We start from the raw sequence: 15,121 nt of genomic DNA, 5'->3' as shown, positions 1-15,121 counted from the left end.
GGGAAGAGTTTTGAAAGAAAAGATGAATTTACAAAATACTTTTATGATTTTGGGATCTATTTTATTAATTGCAGCATTTATTATTCCTTTGTTTATTGAACAAAAGTTTGCCATGTATCTAGGAGAGGCAGCTACCCCATTTTTATCTGCTGCAGCATTTCTATTATTAGTATCTGCTAATATTATGCAACAGAAAGAATTGTCTTTACAGAGAGAAGAATTAATAGCCACGAGAGATGTTTTTACAGAACAAAGTAAAACAATGGCTTTGCAACAATTTGAAAATACATTTTTTAACATAGTAAATAACCATAATGAAATTATTAAAGGGATGGGATTTACTAATAATCACCCCGGCGATGGTAAAACTTATGAAGGTAGAAAGGTTTTTAGATTCTATAAATATTTAATAATAAAGAAGATTGAAGAGAGCAAGGATAACAAAGATTCCTTTAAGGTTACTTTTCAGGAAAGTCTATCAGAAGTATTTTCGGAATTTGATTACCTTCTAGATCATTATTTCAAGAACGTTTTAACCATAATCAAACTAATTGATATAAATGAGGGATTAACATTTGAAGAAAAGAGATTTTATTTAAATATGTTTTTTTCATTATTAAGCAGTGATGAAAAATACGTTTTATATTGTTTCTTAAATTCAAATAACGGTAGAGAAATTAAAGATTTATTTCAGAGCTACAATCCTTCCCTAGAATGGTTTCTTGATTATGAAGACATCAATGCTTTAAGTAAAAGAATTCAATAATAAGTTCTACCAGCCAACTGGAGGACACTGAATGACGCAATAAGCGTTGTTTAGTGTCCTTTTTTATTTGCAAAAACACTTGAGGGAGTGGGATTTGATGAAAAAACAGGTTGAGGATCTAATCTATCAGTATTACTGGAGAAAGAAGGAAGTATCGAGAATTTGCTCCATACTTTGGAGACGTTACAGTTTGACACCTTCTGCAGGGATGGTATCAAAATACGGGATTGAGGCTACGTTACCTAAAGCGAATACATCTTTAAAAAGCTATGCTGAAATGGATGCCCTTGATGCCAGAGACAAACGTTTGTACGACAGATATAAAGATTATGAAGAAATCGTTAAAGCTATCGAAAGTATTGCTAATTATTTGGAAGACGAACAACAGAAAATTATCCTGGATTGTATGATGGAGGGAATGAGCTATCGATCTATAGCTGATCATTTAGGAATTAATCGTAATAAGATTCGTCTAATGAAAGAGAAAATGTTATGCCAAATATGCCAAAAATGCCACTTCTTGCATGATTTGATTGATAAAAAAACAGCATGATAGACTGGAAGGGAGGTCGGCGAGGTTAAAAACCTTGGCCGTTTTGCCCTTTCGGGCATAAAATTAAATTCGTATGTAAAACAGATGAATACTCCCTTGAAAAGATGTATATTGAAATAGGTAGATATTGTCAGTATAAGATAGTTAGAAAAGGAGATATGTCATTTGGTTAAAAAAATACTTATGCTTCTGTTTGTGATACTTGTTATTTTGGGAGCACCATTCGCATTAGTAGCTTTACTTGATACTGGAATATTAACCTTCCAATTGGGTGAAGATGATACATGGATTGCGTTCTGGGGGACGTATATTGGTGCTATCGTTAGTGCGAGTGTAGTATACTTTGTGGCACGGTTTCAAATTAAAAAACAATATGAGCAGCAAATGTATTTATTCCAATTACAAAACGAGCAGCAAATAAAATCAATAGAAATGGAAAATAAACATTCTACAAAGAGAGAAATGGAAAAATTTCATCTAATTAATAAGCTAGAAAAAATCGAAGAAATGCAAGCTTTACTTGAAAAAATATCATCAATAAATATCGATTTAAATAATGATTTAGTTACATTTTCTGTTATCAAACATGCGCAGGTTAAAAGCATTGAAGGGAATAGTAGTGTAGATAAAGAAGATCAAATATATCAATTAAGAACTAATTATAGAAAATATCATTTTGAGATAACTAAAGATATTATGAGGTTAATAGTTTTATCAAACTATGTTAAACCTACAGAGGTAAAGCTTTTAGAGTTGCAACAGAAATTTATGGGTTTATTTCAAGAAGTGAAAGATTGTTATTTCTCTGAGGAATTGTATAAAAAATATCTTATAAAAAGAGAAACAAGTGTGTACGCAATGGAAAATTCTGAACTAATAGCACAGAAAATTATTGAAATGAACATCTATATACTGCAAAAAGAATTGGATAATACCTTAAACAAAATAGAGAAATATGTAGAATGATTGGCACCCTAACGGGTGCTTTTTTAATATTATCGAAACACTCAAATATAAATGAATTGAGTGTTCTTTATGGAGGAATATACTATGAAAATCGAAACTATTGAAATTAATAAATTGATTCCAGCAGATTATAATCCAAGGATTGATCTTAAACCAGGGGATCCTGAATATGAAAAACTAAAGAATTCTATACATGAGTTTGGCTATGTTGAACCACTTGTCTGGAATAAACGTACTGGTAATCTTGTCGGTGGGCATCAGCGGTTAAAAGTATTGATAGAAGAAGGAATGACAGAAGTTGAAGTCTCCGTTGTAGATATGGATAATACCAAGGAACAAGCCTTAAATATTGCCCTAAACAAAATTAGCGGTGATTGGGATGAAGGAAAACTGGCGGTGTTACTGCAAGAGTTATCCGATAGTCCAATAGACATTGAATTATCCGGTTTTGACCAAGACGAATTTAAAGAGCTGATTGAAGGTCTTCCATCAGATACAGAAGTGGATGAGCCTATTAAAGAGGACAATTTTGACGTTGAAGGAGCAATAAAAAATATAAAAGAACCCGAAACAAATTATGGTGATGTATGGAAATTAGGACGTCATCTTTTGGTATGTGGCGATGCAACAAATTTCAAAGACATTGAAAAGTTAATGGGTCATGATAAAGCTGATCTTGTTATAACGGATCCACCATACAATGTTGCAGTAACAAGTGATTCTAAGGAATTAAGTAAATCCGGTAGAGACAAAATAATGAATGACAATATGTCTGCAGAGGAATTTGATGTTTTCCTAGATGGTGTATTTAAAAGTTATTCTCATTTGATGAAAGAAAATGCAGCTATTTATGTTTTTCATGGTTCATCCTATCAGCGTGAATTTGAAAACTCTATGAATAAACACAGAATTTCAGTTCGTGCTCAGTGTATATGGGTGAAGAATTACCCTTCTTTTGGTTGGTCTCAATATAAATGGCAACATGAACCAGTATTCTACGCTTACAAAAAAGGAAAATCACCTGCATGGTACGGAGACAGAAAACAAACGACCACCTGGAGATCTAGTTTACTAGGTGAAGAACTAGAACCATCAACTGTTTGGGAAGTTGGCCGAGGCAACGTTAATGATTATGTTCATCCTACACAAAAACCATTAGAATTAATTGCAATTCCTTTGAAAAATAGCAGTAAAAAGAAAGACATTGCTGTTGATTTGTTTGGTGGGAGTGGTTCTACCCTTATGACATGCGAGCAGCTAGATAGAGAATGCCGGACTATGGAATTGGATCCGGTTTTTTGTGATGTTATTAAAAATCGATTCTATGAAAGCACAGGAATCGAACCTGTTTTATTAAATAAATAAAAGAGAAGGTGCTGGTAACACCTTCTCCCTATTAGTGCCGAAACACGGCAGAGATAGTGGAAAGCTGTGGCCACAGTTGAGTAATAGCCACTATCTCACTTTCATTATATTTGAAAGGTCGGTGTTAGGCAATGGAAAAAGCAAACAAACGTTCTAATGAAGAGCTTTTAATAGAGCATGAAGCAATGACTGTTACTGGTGTCTTAGAATCAAAGGAGAAGTACAGGAAGATTATTCAGGCCAGTATAGCTCGTTGGGTGAAGGACTTTCAAGAGGGAAGAATTGAAATCAAATCAGTTGATGATCTAAAGAAACTAATTGAAATAGACCTAGAGTTACAAAAAGATGATTTTTAAAAACGAACTCAAACTTAAAGAGTCGGAGGTGGGCGGTGATGTAGGTTGGCTAGACCACGTGACCCTAAAAGGGATGAAGCAAAACGGATTTGGCTAGAAAGCGGAAAAGAAATGAAGCTTGTAGACATTGCCAAAAAGTTAGAAGTGTCTGCAAGTACTATCCGAAAATGGAAATCACAAGATAAATGGGATAGAGATTTAAAAGAGAGCGTTCCTAAATCGAAAAGGAGCGCTCCTAAACGTTTTGGAGCACCAAAAGGAAATCAGAACGCCAAAGGAAACAAAGGTGGCGGAGCTCCTGTTGGTAATCGAAACGCAAAAGGTAACAGCGGAGGTTCACCACCACCTGGGAATCGGAACGCAGTAACAACCGGAGAATATGAAACTATCATGTGGGACTATCTGGATGATGATGAAAAGGAATTATTCGAATCAATCGAGACTGACCCACTTTATCAAATTGATATAACTATTAGGGAGCTATCTATTAGGCAGCGTAGAATGATGAAGCGGATTAAACAGTTAGAGAATGGATTAAATGAATCAGAAAGAAGAGTGCTACAACAGTTAAAAGATTCGAAGGATATTCATGTTATTGAAAAGGATGGAGTCCAACACAAGGTTCCTGTTAAAACTTCTGCGTTAGTGGTTACGGAAATTGAAGAAACTCATTACCGTAAAATCGATGACATTATGAATATTGAGGAAGCGTTGACCAGAATAACTAATCAATTGGTTAAGGCCGTTAAACAAAAATATGATATCGAGAAATCATACGGAGAGCAACCATTGAAAGAACAGTTGCTACAAATCCAGATTAATAAAATGAAGGCTGAGATTGCCAAAATAAATGGAGAAGATGGAATCGAGTATGAGGATGATGGATTTATTGAAGCTTTAGGTAATGCTGCGGTGGAGGTGTGGGACGATGACGGCGACGATGGAAGCTCCGAAACCGAAGAAGCTTAAACCTGCATTATTTAAGTTTAGTCCATTCTCTAAGAAACAGAAAAAGGTATTGACCTGGTGGCATCCTAAATCCCCAATGAAAGATAAAGATGGCATTATTTGCGACGGATCCGTTCGTGCTGGTAAAACGGTTGTTATGTCACTTTCTTACGTAATGTGGGCTATGGAAACCTTTAACGAAGAAAACCTAGGAATGGCAGGAAAAACTATTGGAGCATTTAGACGTAACGTTATTACTCCATTAAAGCGAATGCTTAAGTCCAGAGGATATCTAGTTAAAGATCATAGGGCAGATAATTTCTTAACCATATCTAAAAACGGGGTGACCAATTACTTTTATGTTTTTGGTGGAAAAGATGAAAGGTCACAGGACTTGATACAGGGGATAACACTGGCTGGAATGTTCTTCGATGAAGCTGCACTGATGCCTGAATCATTTGTTAGCCAAGCGGAAGCCCGTTGTTCAGTAGATGGCTCAAAGTATTGGTATAACTGTAACCCAGCAAGTCCATATCATTGGTTTAAAGAAAAATACATCGACAAGCTGAAAGAGAAGAATCTTATTCGTCTGCATTTTACCATGGATGATAACCCTTCTTTATCTGCTAGAGTAATAAATCGTTATAAACGAATGTTCACAGGAGTATTTTATCAGCGATTCATTCTTGGGTTATGGGTGCTTGCTGAAGGTGTTATATATGACATGTTCGACAAGGACAAGCATTCTGTTCAAACAAAAGATAGAAGATACACAGAATACTATGTATCAATCGACTATGGAACTCAGAACCCCTCTACATTTGGTTTGTGGGGTAAGTTCGAAGGCAAATGGTACAAGATCAAAGAGTATTATTATGATGGTCGTAACTCTTCCAGACAGAAAACGGATGTTGAATACAGCAAGGATTTAAAAGCATTCGTCAAAGGTATTCGCACAAAAGGAATTATTGTGGATCCATCTGCAACAAGTTTTATCGCCCAACTGAGGAAAGATGGATTTTACGTTATTGAAGCTAAGAATGCTGTTCTCGATGGAATAAGAAACGTGCAAACGGCCTTGATGGATGAAATGATTCTCTTTAATGACTGTTGTAAAGAGACTTTTAGAGAGTTCTCATCTTATGTTTGGGACAAAAAGGCAGCTGATAGAGGGGAAGACAAACCAATTAAACAGTTTGACCACGCAATGGATGCAGACAGATATTTTGTAAATACAATCTTATTTGCTCCAAAAGCTAAAGTGAGTAGCGTAAACGCATGGTAAACAGAAAGAAGGTGATCATATGCCAAGCTGGACAAAATTTGATGCTTCTGTAATTGAGAAAACACACGGTAACATATTTTATTATCGTAGTCTGTACGAAGGGAAGCATTCTGAGATTTTTCCGCGCGCTAAGGAGTTAATAGCCAAAGGAGAGATTATAGACAACATTATGTATGGTACAGAACGGGCCAAAAACGTTCAAACACCATACCTAGTAGCGAATATATGTAAGTTGATACCTGAGATACCCGCAATGCTAGTAAGTCGCTCTATCGGCAATATACAGTCCTCTTTATCGCCGGATGATTTTCAAACTGAAAACATTAACCAAGAAACAGACGAGTTAGTGGATGAACCACGAGACGAAGTAAGTAGAATCATCCATGTACAGCAGGAAATTATTAATCAGATTCAAAAGAATAGCAATCTAGCATTTGAGCATTGGGGAAATATCTTGCAGCAACAAGTTGATGGAGGTCTAGTGGGTGTACCTTGGAATGACGAATTAGGGCTACGTTTAGAATTTAAAGCTAGAGACGTGTATTACCCTCATGATAATGGATTAGGAGTGGATTTAGCCTATGAAATTGAAATAGACGATGAAGAGTATTTGCATGTGTACCGTGAGGAAGTAAAAGATGGTGATCTACACACCAAGCACATGCTTTATATACTTAATGAACAACGTAAAACGGAAGAAGTTCCCGAGGATGAAGCAAAAAAGCTTCTAGATATGAAAGAGTTGGAAAAGGTTTATCTAGGTAGAGGTAGACCTTTTGTTATTTATTGGCCGAATGAAAAAACATTCATGAATCCATTAGGTACTTCATGCTTAAAAGGGCAAGATGGTAAACAGGATGAAATCAATTGGACGCTCACAAGGAACGCTATCACATTTGAGCGTAATGGAAAGCCACGTATTGCTGTTTCTAAAGAAGTTATGCAAGCACTAATGGAAAAGGCGCATGAAAGATACGGTGATGAATCAAAAATAGATCATCGTGATCTAGAAGTTACCACGTTCGATGACCAGGGAAAAGCATTGGAAGTAATTCAGATTGATATTACTAAAATTGGCGATATTCAGTGGGTAAAAGACCTCATGAAACTCATGCTTATGGAAACTAAGACATCTGAAAAAGTCGTGGATTTTTACATGGACAAGACTACTGCAACAGGTGCTCAATCTGGTGTGGCTAAATTTTATGATTTGTTCACATCGTTAATTAAGGCCGAACAAATTCAATCTGAATATATTTACTTCTTGCAGCAGTTGATTGAAAGTGCGTTGTGGCTTGCTAACTATAATGACGATGCTGTTGTGATAGAGGAACCAGAAATCATGCTTAAATCGATGATTCCAATTAGTCGTAAGGAATTGATTGAAGAAAACAAAATGGCATTTGAGGGTGCGAATGACATACCGACACAATCACTTGAAACAACGCTTAGAAGAAATAACCCTAATGCATCCGAAGAATGGATACGTGAAGAGATTGCTCGTATTGAAGCTGAGAAATCTGGTGATGATAGTTTTTCATTAATGAATGGTAGACAGACATTACAGCAGTTTATGGGAAATAGGGATGCTGATGGTAATCCGGTACAGGATGATGAGTAATGAACAGTGAAGAACTATTAGAAATTATCCGTGCTATGAAGCTAGAAATATTAGAATTGCTTCATGTTGCAAACCTAGCAAATGACAGGGAAGCGAAAAGAGCATTAGAGATCATAGACAGCATGTTTGCTCGAATTGATGCAGCTATCGAAGAAGTTATTCCTTCTGAATCTCTCAAGGAATACTTTTCTGGCTTAGATGAAGCAACTAGAGCATTGAATAGCACAGGGATAAACCCTATAAATGGATTAGCTGGAAGTATATCGAGTAGTGGCCAAGTTGCAACAGCATTTGCAAATCGTGTCCATATGGAGGCAGTTTCAGAAATAACAGATAACACCATGCTAGATTTGAAAGCAGCTATTCGCACGGCAAGAAGAAACACTCTTGGAAGTATTGAAAATGCTCTCAGCTCCGTTAAAAACGAATTACAGCGTGGAATTATTCATGGTAAGCCTAGAAGAGTAATAACTCAAAGGGTTGCTGATTCGTTCGCTAAAGAAGGTATGACAAGCTTCATGACCATTGATGGTAGAAAGTTGCCACTTGATTTTTATTCAGAAGTAACAGTACGAACTAACTTAAAAACGGCAAATGTACAGGGTGCTAAAAATCGCTATTTAGAAAATGATGTAGGATTGGTAGAAATATTTGAGCGTGGTGATGGATGTGCCGAATGTGCCAAATATAACGGTATTGTGGTTAGTTTAACTGGTGAACATGAGGGATTCCCGACTACAGATGAAGCCCCACTACCACCAAGGCATGCGAACTGCAGGGGATCTACTCGGCCGTTTGTACTTGAATTTAAGTCTGCTAAAGAAATTGAAGAGGTTAAGCGCAAATGGAAGAATTTCAATCCTAACAAAGACACCAGGACAGCATCCAAAAAGAAAGCATATGAAGAACAACAGCGCCTCAATCGCATTAATAATTATGAAAAGAAGCGATATGCAGATATTAAAGGGCTATTAGGTGATGATGCTCCAGCAAATTTAGGTGCATTTAAACGTATGAAGAGAGCTAATTCAGAAAACTACCAGAAATTAATGCAAGATTATCAAGATGCTTTGAAATCAATTAAGGAATGAGTTGATAAATATGGCAAAGAAAAACAATCCAAATCAAATGCTTGGTGCCGTAGCAGGTATGATTACTCTTATCCATCAAATAACCGAGGATAAGCGCATACCGGAAAAGGTCAGAAAAGAGTATTTAGAGAAATTCAATAATATTGTTGACGGTAGTAAGTAAACACCTGGCAGACAAGCGCTAGGTGTTTTTATTATGCCTTTTTCCATGATTGCAGGCTTTAAAGAACAACTTGAGTAATGGCTCCTGCACCTAAGCAGAGGAAGGAAATTGAAATGTTAAAACGATTACTTACATGGTTTATCTCATTATTTGAGCGTCACCTTTCTACGATAACGAAAGAGGAAACAAAGCCGTTAAAAATGCAACTGCAATTTTTTGCTGATGGGGATGACGATGACCCAGAGGACGATTCTGAAGACGATCTCGATGATGAAGATCCAGAGGATGATGTTCCGGACTTGGATGAATTACTTAAGGACCCTAAATTCAAAAAACAATACAATGCTAAATTTAAAGGTCAATTAAGTAAACGAATGAAGAAGTATGAAGGTATTGATCCAGAAGAGTATCGCCGACTCAAAGAACAGGCTGGAAAGAAAAAACAAAATCAAGATGATGATGAAGACGAAGAACTTGAAACACTTAAATCAGAACTGACTGATAAAGAAAAACGCCTCCTGCGGGCGGAACGTAGAGAAAAGAGAGCTCTCGTCAAAGAATATGCTGTCGATAATGATGTAAGTCCAAAACTGTTAGCACGTCTGATCAACGTGGATGACATTCATTTGGATGAAGATGGGGAAGCAGAAAATCTTGAAGAATTATTCGAGGAATTGGAAGAGGAATTCCCAGAGTATTTCGGTGCCGCAGATGATGAAGAGGAGGATGAGGAAGAAGAGCCAGCGAAAAAGAAAAGAAAGACTACTTTTGTTCCTGGATCCCGTCAAAAAGGTAACAAGAAAAAGAAAGTGAACCCGAAAGAAGCTGGTCGCCAAAAAGCATTAGAAAGACATAAAAAGGAGGACGAATAACAATGAATTTACAGCCTACAAAGATTGATATTGTTTCTGGTAAAAACTTTTTACGTAATAACGTAGGAACTGAATATAAAACAGGTGGAGCAACTTTAGACGCTTCTAAATTTACTACAGGCGAGTATGTTAAAGCTGGTACAGCAGTTTATATAGGTGATGATGGTTTTTATGTTCCGTGGACAGATGCAGAAGAGGGAGAAACACGTGAAGGTGCTGGACTAACTTCTCACGATGTAAAAGTTGTGAATGGTTCCAATCCAATTGTAGGTGTGCTTATCGCAGGACATCCATTAGAAAGCAAATGCACTGGTGTTACTGAAGGGTTTAAGGCAGAAGTAAAAGGGTATTTACGCTTCGATGCGTAAGAAGGAGGAATAATTAATGCCACTACATTTACAAGAATTTCAAGGGGAACAATTTCAAGGTTACGTAGAAAACGTACCTGTAGCTAAAGAATATAAACTTAGAAACGTACTACCGAACAAAACGATAAAAGATATTAACTTCTCGTACAATGTGATTAACGGTAAGTATGGTCAAGCAGCAAGCATAACTGGATTTAATGCATCTGCACCCTTACGTGATAAGAAAGATTTACAAAAAGCGTTTGGTTCTGTAGCGAAAGTACAGCATGGAACACGTTTGGATGAGGAAGAGTTGCTACGGTTTAATCGTCCGAGAGATGATGAAGAAAAGAATCAAGCCATCGATTACGTATATGATACAACAGACGATCTTATCCAAGGTGTTTATGATGTTGAAGAATATATGCGTGCTCAAGCAGTATACAATGGTGTACTTGAATATGACGATGACGAAAACGATATTCATTTGAATGTTAACTTCGGAATTCCAGAGGGTAACAAAATCAGTGTTACTACTGCATGGTCAAATTCTGCATCTACACCATTAGAAGATATTCGGGCAGCAGTTAAACAGTATCAAAAGGAAAATAAGCGACAAAAGCCACGTGTTATGCATATGACTAGCGCTACCGAAGCGCACCTATTAAATAATGATCAGATTCGTGTTCAAGTATATGGTACCAACAACGGGCAACGTTTATTAACTAGAAATGATATTTCAAATGTATTAACTGCACTAGGTTTACCACCATATGAAATTAACGACGATGTGATTGATGTTTATGGTAACGGAGAAGTACCATTGCTTGAAGACAATAAAGTAGTATTTCTTGGCGATGAACTAGGTAACACATACTTAGGACCAACAGTTGAGAAAAACTACCAAAGCGGAATTTATTCCGTTACTGAAATCAAGGAAACTAATCCGCCAAGTCAAGCTATTTTTATTGGGGAAACAGTATTCCCAGCTATAAAACGTCCACAATCTATTGTAATTATGAGCGTCTAATTTGGCGCTCTATTTCATTTTCAAAGATTAAGGAGGAAATCAAATGCCAAAATATATTGCTAAAGCATATTTAGTCCATAAAGGAAAAATTATTCCTACAGATGGGGAAGTAGAACTGACAAAAGAACAAGGTGATCGTCTAGGTGACAAGGTAGAACTAATTAACCTTGAAGAACAAAAAGGTGAAAAGTCACTTCAAGAACATACAGTTGATGAACTTAAGATAATTGCTGAAGAACGTGGTATTGAGGATTACACCAAGCTCAAAAAAGAAGATTTAATTAAGACTATCGAAGCATCTGAACAGGAGTGATCAATTTGATCACCAATGAATCTATTAAAGAATATCTCGATAAAATGTATGGAAATCACCTGTATGAAGAATTAGAAAGTACAGACCAAGATAAAATCATTTTCGATGCATATGAGTTGTTAAAAGATAACTTCAAGGTAGAAATTATCACAGATCGTGCGGTTGCTTTACAAGTCCTTTACATGCTTGAAGGGGAGGAAGAGGAATTCTCTAAATTGAAACGCCATGGTGTGAAATCTTATAGCGTTAAGGGTGTATCTGTAGCATTCGATGGAACAGAGATTTCTCCGACGGTTATTCAATTGCTAGAGCCTGCTCCTAGAGCAAAGGTAGGTCGTTTAATATGATTCCTCCTATGAGACAAAAAGTCATCGCAAATGTACCTATTTTGGACGAAAACGGCAGGCTAATTAACGACAAGTATGGGAGGCCGCAAACAGAACCAATCGAATCAAAAGCACGTGTTCAATTCAAGTCACAATTAGTACGGGATGCAAACGGAAGAGAACGCCGTGTTAATCTCGAAATTGATTTACCGCGTGACTTTAATCCGGATAGCGGAACCGAACTAGATTATGTGACAATTGATGGAAAAGAAGGTACTGGTACAATTGTTGCAAAAGATGAAGCTACTAATCTATCAGGCATCAAAGTCTATTACAGGACGGTGTTTGTTGATGGCTAGGAAAAATGCTTTTAATGTTGAATTTATCGGCATTGACAAATATATCAAAGTCCTTAAAAAAATGGAACGCAATGTTGAACCAGTGCTGTTAGAAGAATATACAAAATACGGCATGCTAGTAGAAGAAGGAGCAAAAGCACTTGTTCATCATAATCATGGTGATTTGGAGGATTCAATTAATTTTCAAAAGGCGCAAAAAAGCGGTGCTAGTGTCATCGTAGAAGGTGGTTCTAATAGTGACTATGCTCTAAGACGTCACGAAGAGCCTTATCGCCCAGGTGTTTATGACAAATATGAAAGAGGTAGACATTCTCCGGGATATTATATTGATGGTCTAGGTGCTGGAACGAGAGGAAAATCGATGTGGCGAGGATATCGTCCTGGTCGCAAGTATCTTGAAAATGCGATTAAAGCTACCGAACCAGATTATAAGAAAATGAATGAAAAGGCGATAGACCGCATCTTAAGGAGTAAATCATGATACAAGAAGCGTTAATGAATGAACTCGAAGCTGTTATCCCTGGTTTAACCTGGACAGTTGACTATTATTCTGCGGAGGATAGTACTGGTACTGTTTATTCGACTTCAAGCGGCCAGCCTGATAGGTACGATACCGAATACCGCTATCCTGGCTATCAAGTATGGATACGGTCGAGTGATTGGGATTATGCAAAACTAGCAGCTGAATTAACCTATAAACAACTGCATAAGAAGAGTAACTTTAGAGTTGCTGTAGATTACGAGAAAGATGGACAAGTAGTGTTGAAGAAACATTATCTTGTCCTTTTTGTTATGGCTGCAAGTGACCCGTTACGTATTGGAGATAACAACGGAATTATGGAATACAGCGTCAATTTTGACGTGACTTTAAAGGAGGAAAAATAGATGGCTGAAGAAAAACAATATATTTATGGTGTAGCTGACATTACCATCGGCGAAGGGGCTAATCAAATTAAATTTGATGGTAAAGACTACTTGCAAGCAGAAGGCGGGTCTTTAAACTTAACGCCTCAATACACCGAGTTTACATTTGTAGACTTTGGCGAAACGGTTGTAGAACGTCGCCTATCTGGTTGGGAAGGTGAAGTAGTGATTGTTGCCGGACAAGAGGATGCAGAGATTTTAGAACTTGCTCTCGCTTCCACCGAGCCTATTACAGAAACGGAAGGTGGAACTGAGGTTGGGGCGATGGATGCTAAAATCGGTACGAAAGTTCAAGGCCGCAAAGTACGTATCCATCCACGAATTTTACCTGACTCCATTAAAGACAGGGACTGGAATATCTATAACATGGCTTCTATCGGTGGGTTTGAACGTGAATATAACGCAGAACAAGGTAATTTTACGATTACCCTAACAATGATGCCACGTGAAGGATTTGACGCTTCTAAGCCGGGTAACTTCTTCTATCGTGGTGGTGTGGACCCAAACGCGGAAGATACGTCCCCAAACGAATAAACGCCATTCAACAGCCTTCGTTGGCTTTTTTTATTGATTGAATGGCGATAAATTAAAGGAGGAACACGATGCCTAAGACAGATAAAGATATTTTATTTACCGAGATTTTTGGTACGAAAGTAGGTTTACCACAGTTTTACGATGCTAATGATAACCCGGTTGCTATTTCAGAGAACAATCCACTTCCAGTAACTTTACAGGGCGGCTCTGATGGGAAATCAGCTTATGATATTGCAGTCGATAACGGTTTTGAAGGTACGGAACGAGAATGGTTAGAATCACTGAAAGGACATAAAGGGGACCCGGGTTCACCAGGAACAGATGGCGTAAGTGTTGTTGGAGCAACATCCGACGGAACCAACATTATATTTGAATTATCGAATGGAAATACAATTGAACTTCCTTGGCCAAGCCAAGAAGTACCTGAAGAGTAGGTCATCTCCCTGCTCTTCTTTTTTATTTACAACAAATTAGGAGGATTCAAATGAAAGTAAATCTAAAAATCAAGGAAGAAAACACAGTGGAAACAATTCAACATGAAGTTGAGGAGCTTAACTTATTTCAAATTACACGTGCAATTAAGGTAGTCAAAGATGTCATGAAGTTAGCTCAAAATGATCCACATTTGAAATCGCTATTCGAAGAAATTTTTGCTGAACAAGGAGCAGAAATTAATGCTGATGATTTAGATCAAGGCTTTGTCCAAAAGTTATTGGGTGCTATGGATGTTCTGCTAGCAGAAATTCCAGAAAAGGCATTCGAACTGTTATCTGTCTTATCGGATGTTGAATATGACGTATTCATGCAGCAAAAGCCTGAAGACGTGTTTGATATTTATGATGCAGTAATTCAAGTAAATGACATTGATAAATTAATCAATCGTGCAAAAAAGTCTTTGGCATTGACGAAGTCACAAGTGAAAGTTATGAATCTTTTTCCGAAGAGGACACAACTGGAAGAGAAGCAAGCATAGAAGAAGCCTTTATATTCAAGCTATCTAAGAAACTCGGAGGTCGGAAAGAAGTTGTAACAAGCCCTGCAGTAGAGTTATTCAAATATATGGATATGGAGCTCGATGAAGAGAGAAATCTAGCTGAGCAAGAAAAAGCAAGAATGTATATCCAGTATCTATCTAATATATTTTCGCAACCACAGATGGGTAAGCCGGACCCTAAGTTTCAGCAAGCTAAGAAAGAGTTTGAAAGCTTGTTAATGCCGAGAAGTAAGGAAAAAGAGAAAAAGAAATTATATGAATGGGATTTTGATCCCAATGAATTAATTGAAAATAACGGATAGAAAGGA

Annotated in this window: 22 protein-coding genes; all 22 read left to right on the top strand. The window is 37.1% G+C overall.

Going from position 1 to position 15,121, the window contains the following annotated elements; translation table 11 throughout:
• Positions 1–10: 10 nt before the first annotated feature.
• The 22 genes from D1B32_RS05690 to D1B32_RS05590 all read left to right on the top strand — a co-directional run bounded on the left by D1B32_RS05690 (position 11) and on the right by D1B32_RS05590 (position 15,115).
• A complete protein-coding gene (locus D1B32_RS05690) occupies positions 11–766 on the top strand; it encodes a putative phage abortive infection protein (RefSeq protein WP_118888873.1) in 756 nt (251 codons plus the stop codon).
• 97 nt (positions 767–863) lie between these two features.
• Positions 864–1,319, top strand: a complete 456-nt coding sequence (locus D1B32_RS05685; RefSeq protein WP_118888872.1) for a sigma-70 RNA polymerase sigma factor region 4 domain-containing protein — start codon at positions 864–866, stop codon at positions 1,317–1,319.
• Between the two features lie 165 nt (positions 1,320–1,484).
• Positions 1,485–2,285 carry a TVP38/TMEM64 family protein gene (locus D1B32_RS05680; protein ID WP_118888871.1) on the top strand — a complete coding sequence of 267 codons (801 nt, stop codon included), beginning with the start codon at positions 1,485–1,487 and terminating at the stop codon, positions 2,283–2,285.
• An 84-nt stretch (positions 2,286–2,369) separates the two neighbouring features.
• Positions 2,370–3,650: a site-specific DNA-methyltransferase gene (locus D1B32_RS05675; protein WP_118888870.1), complete on the top strand. Its 1,281-nt coding sequence runs from the start codon at positions 2,370–2,372 to the stop codon at positions 3,648–3,650.
• Positions 3,651–3,781: 131 nt separating this feature from the next.
• Positions 3,782–4,006 (top strand): hypothetical protein, encoded by a 225-nt coding sequence (locus tag D1B32_RS05670; RefSeq protein ID WP_118888869.1) that lies wholly within the window; start codon positions 3,782–3,784, stop codon positions 4,004–4,006.
• 45 nt (positions 4,007–4,051) lie between these two features.
• A complete protein-coding gene (terS, locus tag D1B32_RS05665; RefSeq protein ID WP_118888868.1) occupies positions 4,052–4,975 on the top strand; it encodes a phage terminase small subunit in 924 nt (307 codons plus the stop codon).
• A complete protein-coding gene (locus tag D1B32_RS05660; RefSeq protein ID WP_240033745.1) occupies positions 4,935–6,239 on the top strand; it encodes a PBSX family phage terminase large subunit in 1,305 nt (434 codons plus the stop codon). Before terS ends, D1B32_RS05660 begins: the two co-directional genes overlap by 41 nt.
• A gap of 19 nt (positions 6,240–6,258) precedes the next feature.
• A complete protein-coding gene (locus tag D1B32_RS05655; RefSeq protein ID WP_118888867.1) occupies positions 6,259–7,860 on the top strand; it encodes a hypothetical protein in 1,602 nt (533 codons plus the stop codon).
• Positions 7,860–8,951 (top strand): phage minor capsid protein, encoded by a 1,092-nt coding sequence (locus D1B32_RS05650; protein WP_118888866.1) that lies wholly within the window; start codon positions 7,860–7,862, stop codon positions 8,949–8,951. Before D1B32_RS05655 ends, D1B32_RS05650 begins: the two co-directional genes overlap by 1 nt.
• A gap of 10 nt (positions 8,952–8,961) precedes the next feature.
• Positions 8,962–9,114: a hypothetical protein gene (locus D1B32_RS23670; protein ID WP_158586212.1), complete on the top strand. Its 153-nt coding sequence runs from the start codon at positions 8,962–8,964 to the stop codon at positions 9,112–9,114.
• Between the two features lie 113 nt (positions 9,115–9,227).
• A complete protein-coding gene (locus tag D1B32_RS05645) occupies positions 9,228–9,986 on the top strand; it encodes a hypothetical protein (RefSeq protein WP_118888865.1) in 759 nt (252 codons plus the stop codon).
• 2 nt (positions 9,987–9,988) lie between these two features.
• Positions 9,989–10,354: a hypothetical protein gene (locus D1B32_RS05640; RefSeq protein ID WP_118888864.1), complete on the top strand. Its 366-nt coding sequence runs from the start codon at positions 9,989–9,991 to the stop codon at positions 10,352–10,354.
• Positions 10,355–10,370: 16 nt separating this feature from the next.
• Positions 10,371–11,363 carry a major capsid protein gene (locus D1B32_RS05635; protein ID WP_118888863.1) on the top strand — a complete coding sequence of 331 codons (993 nt, stop codon included), beginning with the start codon at positions 10,371–10,373 and terminating at the stop codon, positions 11,361–11,363.
• 43 nt (positions 11,364–11,406) lie between these two features.
• Positions 11,407–11,676 carry a Rho termination factor N-terminal domain-containing protein gene (locus D1B32_RS05630; RefSeq protein ID WP_118888862.1) on the top strand — a complete coding sequence of 90 codons (270 nt, stop codon included), beginning with the start codon at positions 11,407–11,409 and terminating at the stop codon, positions 11,674–11,676.
• Positions 11,677–11,681: 5 nt separating this feature from the next.
• Positions 11,682–12,023, top strand: a complete 342-nt coding sequence (locus tag D1B32_RS05625) for a hypothetical protein (RefSeq protein WP_240033744.1) — start codon at positions 11,682–11,684, stop codon at positions 12,021–12,023.
• Positions 12,020–12,361: a hypothetical protein gene (locus tag D1B32_RS05620; RefSeq protein WP_118888861.1), complete on the top strand. Its 342-nt coding sequence runs from the start codon at positions 12,020–12,022 to the stop codon at positions 12,359–12,361. The genes D1B32_RS05625 and D1B32_RS05620 overlap by 4 nt, the downstream gene beginning before the upstream one ends.
• Positions 12,354–12,842, top strand: coding sequence for an HK97-gp10 family putative phage morphogenesis protein (locus D1B32_RS05615; protein WP_118888860.1), 489 nt, complete (start codon positions 12,354–12,356; stop codon positions 12,840–12,842). The genes D1B32_RS05620 and D1B32_RS05615 overlap by 8 nt, the downstream gene beginning before the upstream one ends.
• Positions 12,839–13,246 (top strand): minor capsid protein, encoded by a 408-nt coding sequence (locus tag D1B32_RS05610; RefSeq protein ID WP_118888859.1) that lies wholly within the window; start codon positions 12,839–12,841, stop codon positions 13,244–13,246. The genes D1B32_RS05615 and D1B32_RS05610 overlap by 4 nt, the downstream gene beginning before the upstream one ends.
• Positions 13,247–13,819, top strand: a complete 573-nt coding sequence (locus tag D1B32_RS05605; RefSeq protein WP_118888858.1) for a hypothetical protein — start codon at positions 13,247–13,249, stop codon at positions 13,817–13,819.
• A gap of 68 nt (positions 13,820–13,887) precedes the next feature.
• A complete protein-coding gene (locus D1B32_RS24130) occupies positions 13,888–14,253 on the top strand; it encodes a hypothetical protein (protein WP_205126977.1) in 366 nt (121 codons plus the stop codon).
• A 50-nt stretch (positions 14,254–14,303) separates the two neighbouring features.
• On the top strand, positions 14,304–14,792 hold the full coding sequence (locus D1B32_RS05595) for a hypothetical protein (protein ID WP_118888857.1): 489 nt from the start codon (positions 14,304–14,306) through the stop codon (positions 14,790–14,792).
• Between the two features lie 86 nt (positions 14,793–14,878).
• The gene (locus D1B32_RS05590) at positions 14,879–15,115 is read left to right on the top strand and encodes a hypothetical protein (protein WP_118888856.1); all 237 of its coding nucleotides are present in this window, start codon (positions 14,879–14,881) and stop codon (positions 15,113–15,115) included.
• The last annotated feature ends 6 nt before the right edge of the window (positions 15,116–15,121 follow it).

The organism is Oceanobacillus profundus (genome assembly GCF_003515705.1).
Lineage (GTDB): Bacteria > Bacillota > Bacilli > Bacillales > Amphibacillaceae > Oceanobacillus > Oceanobacillus profundus.
This window is presented reverse-complemented; position numbering and strand designations above follow the sequence as displayed.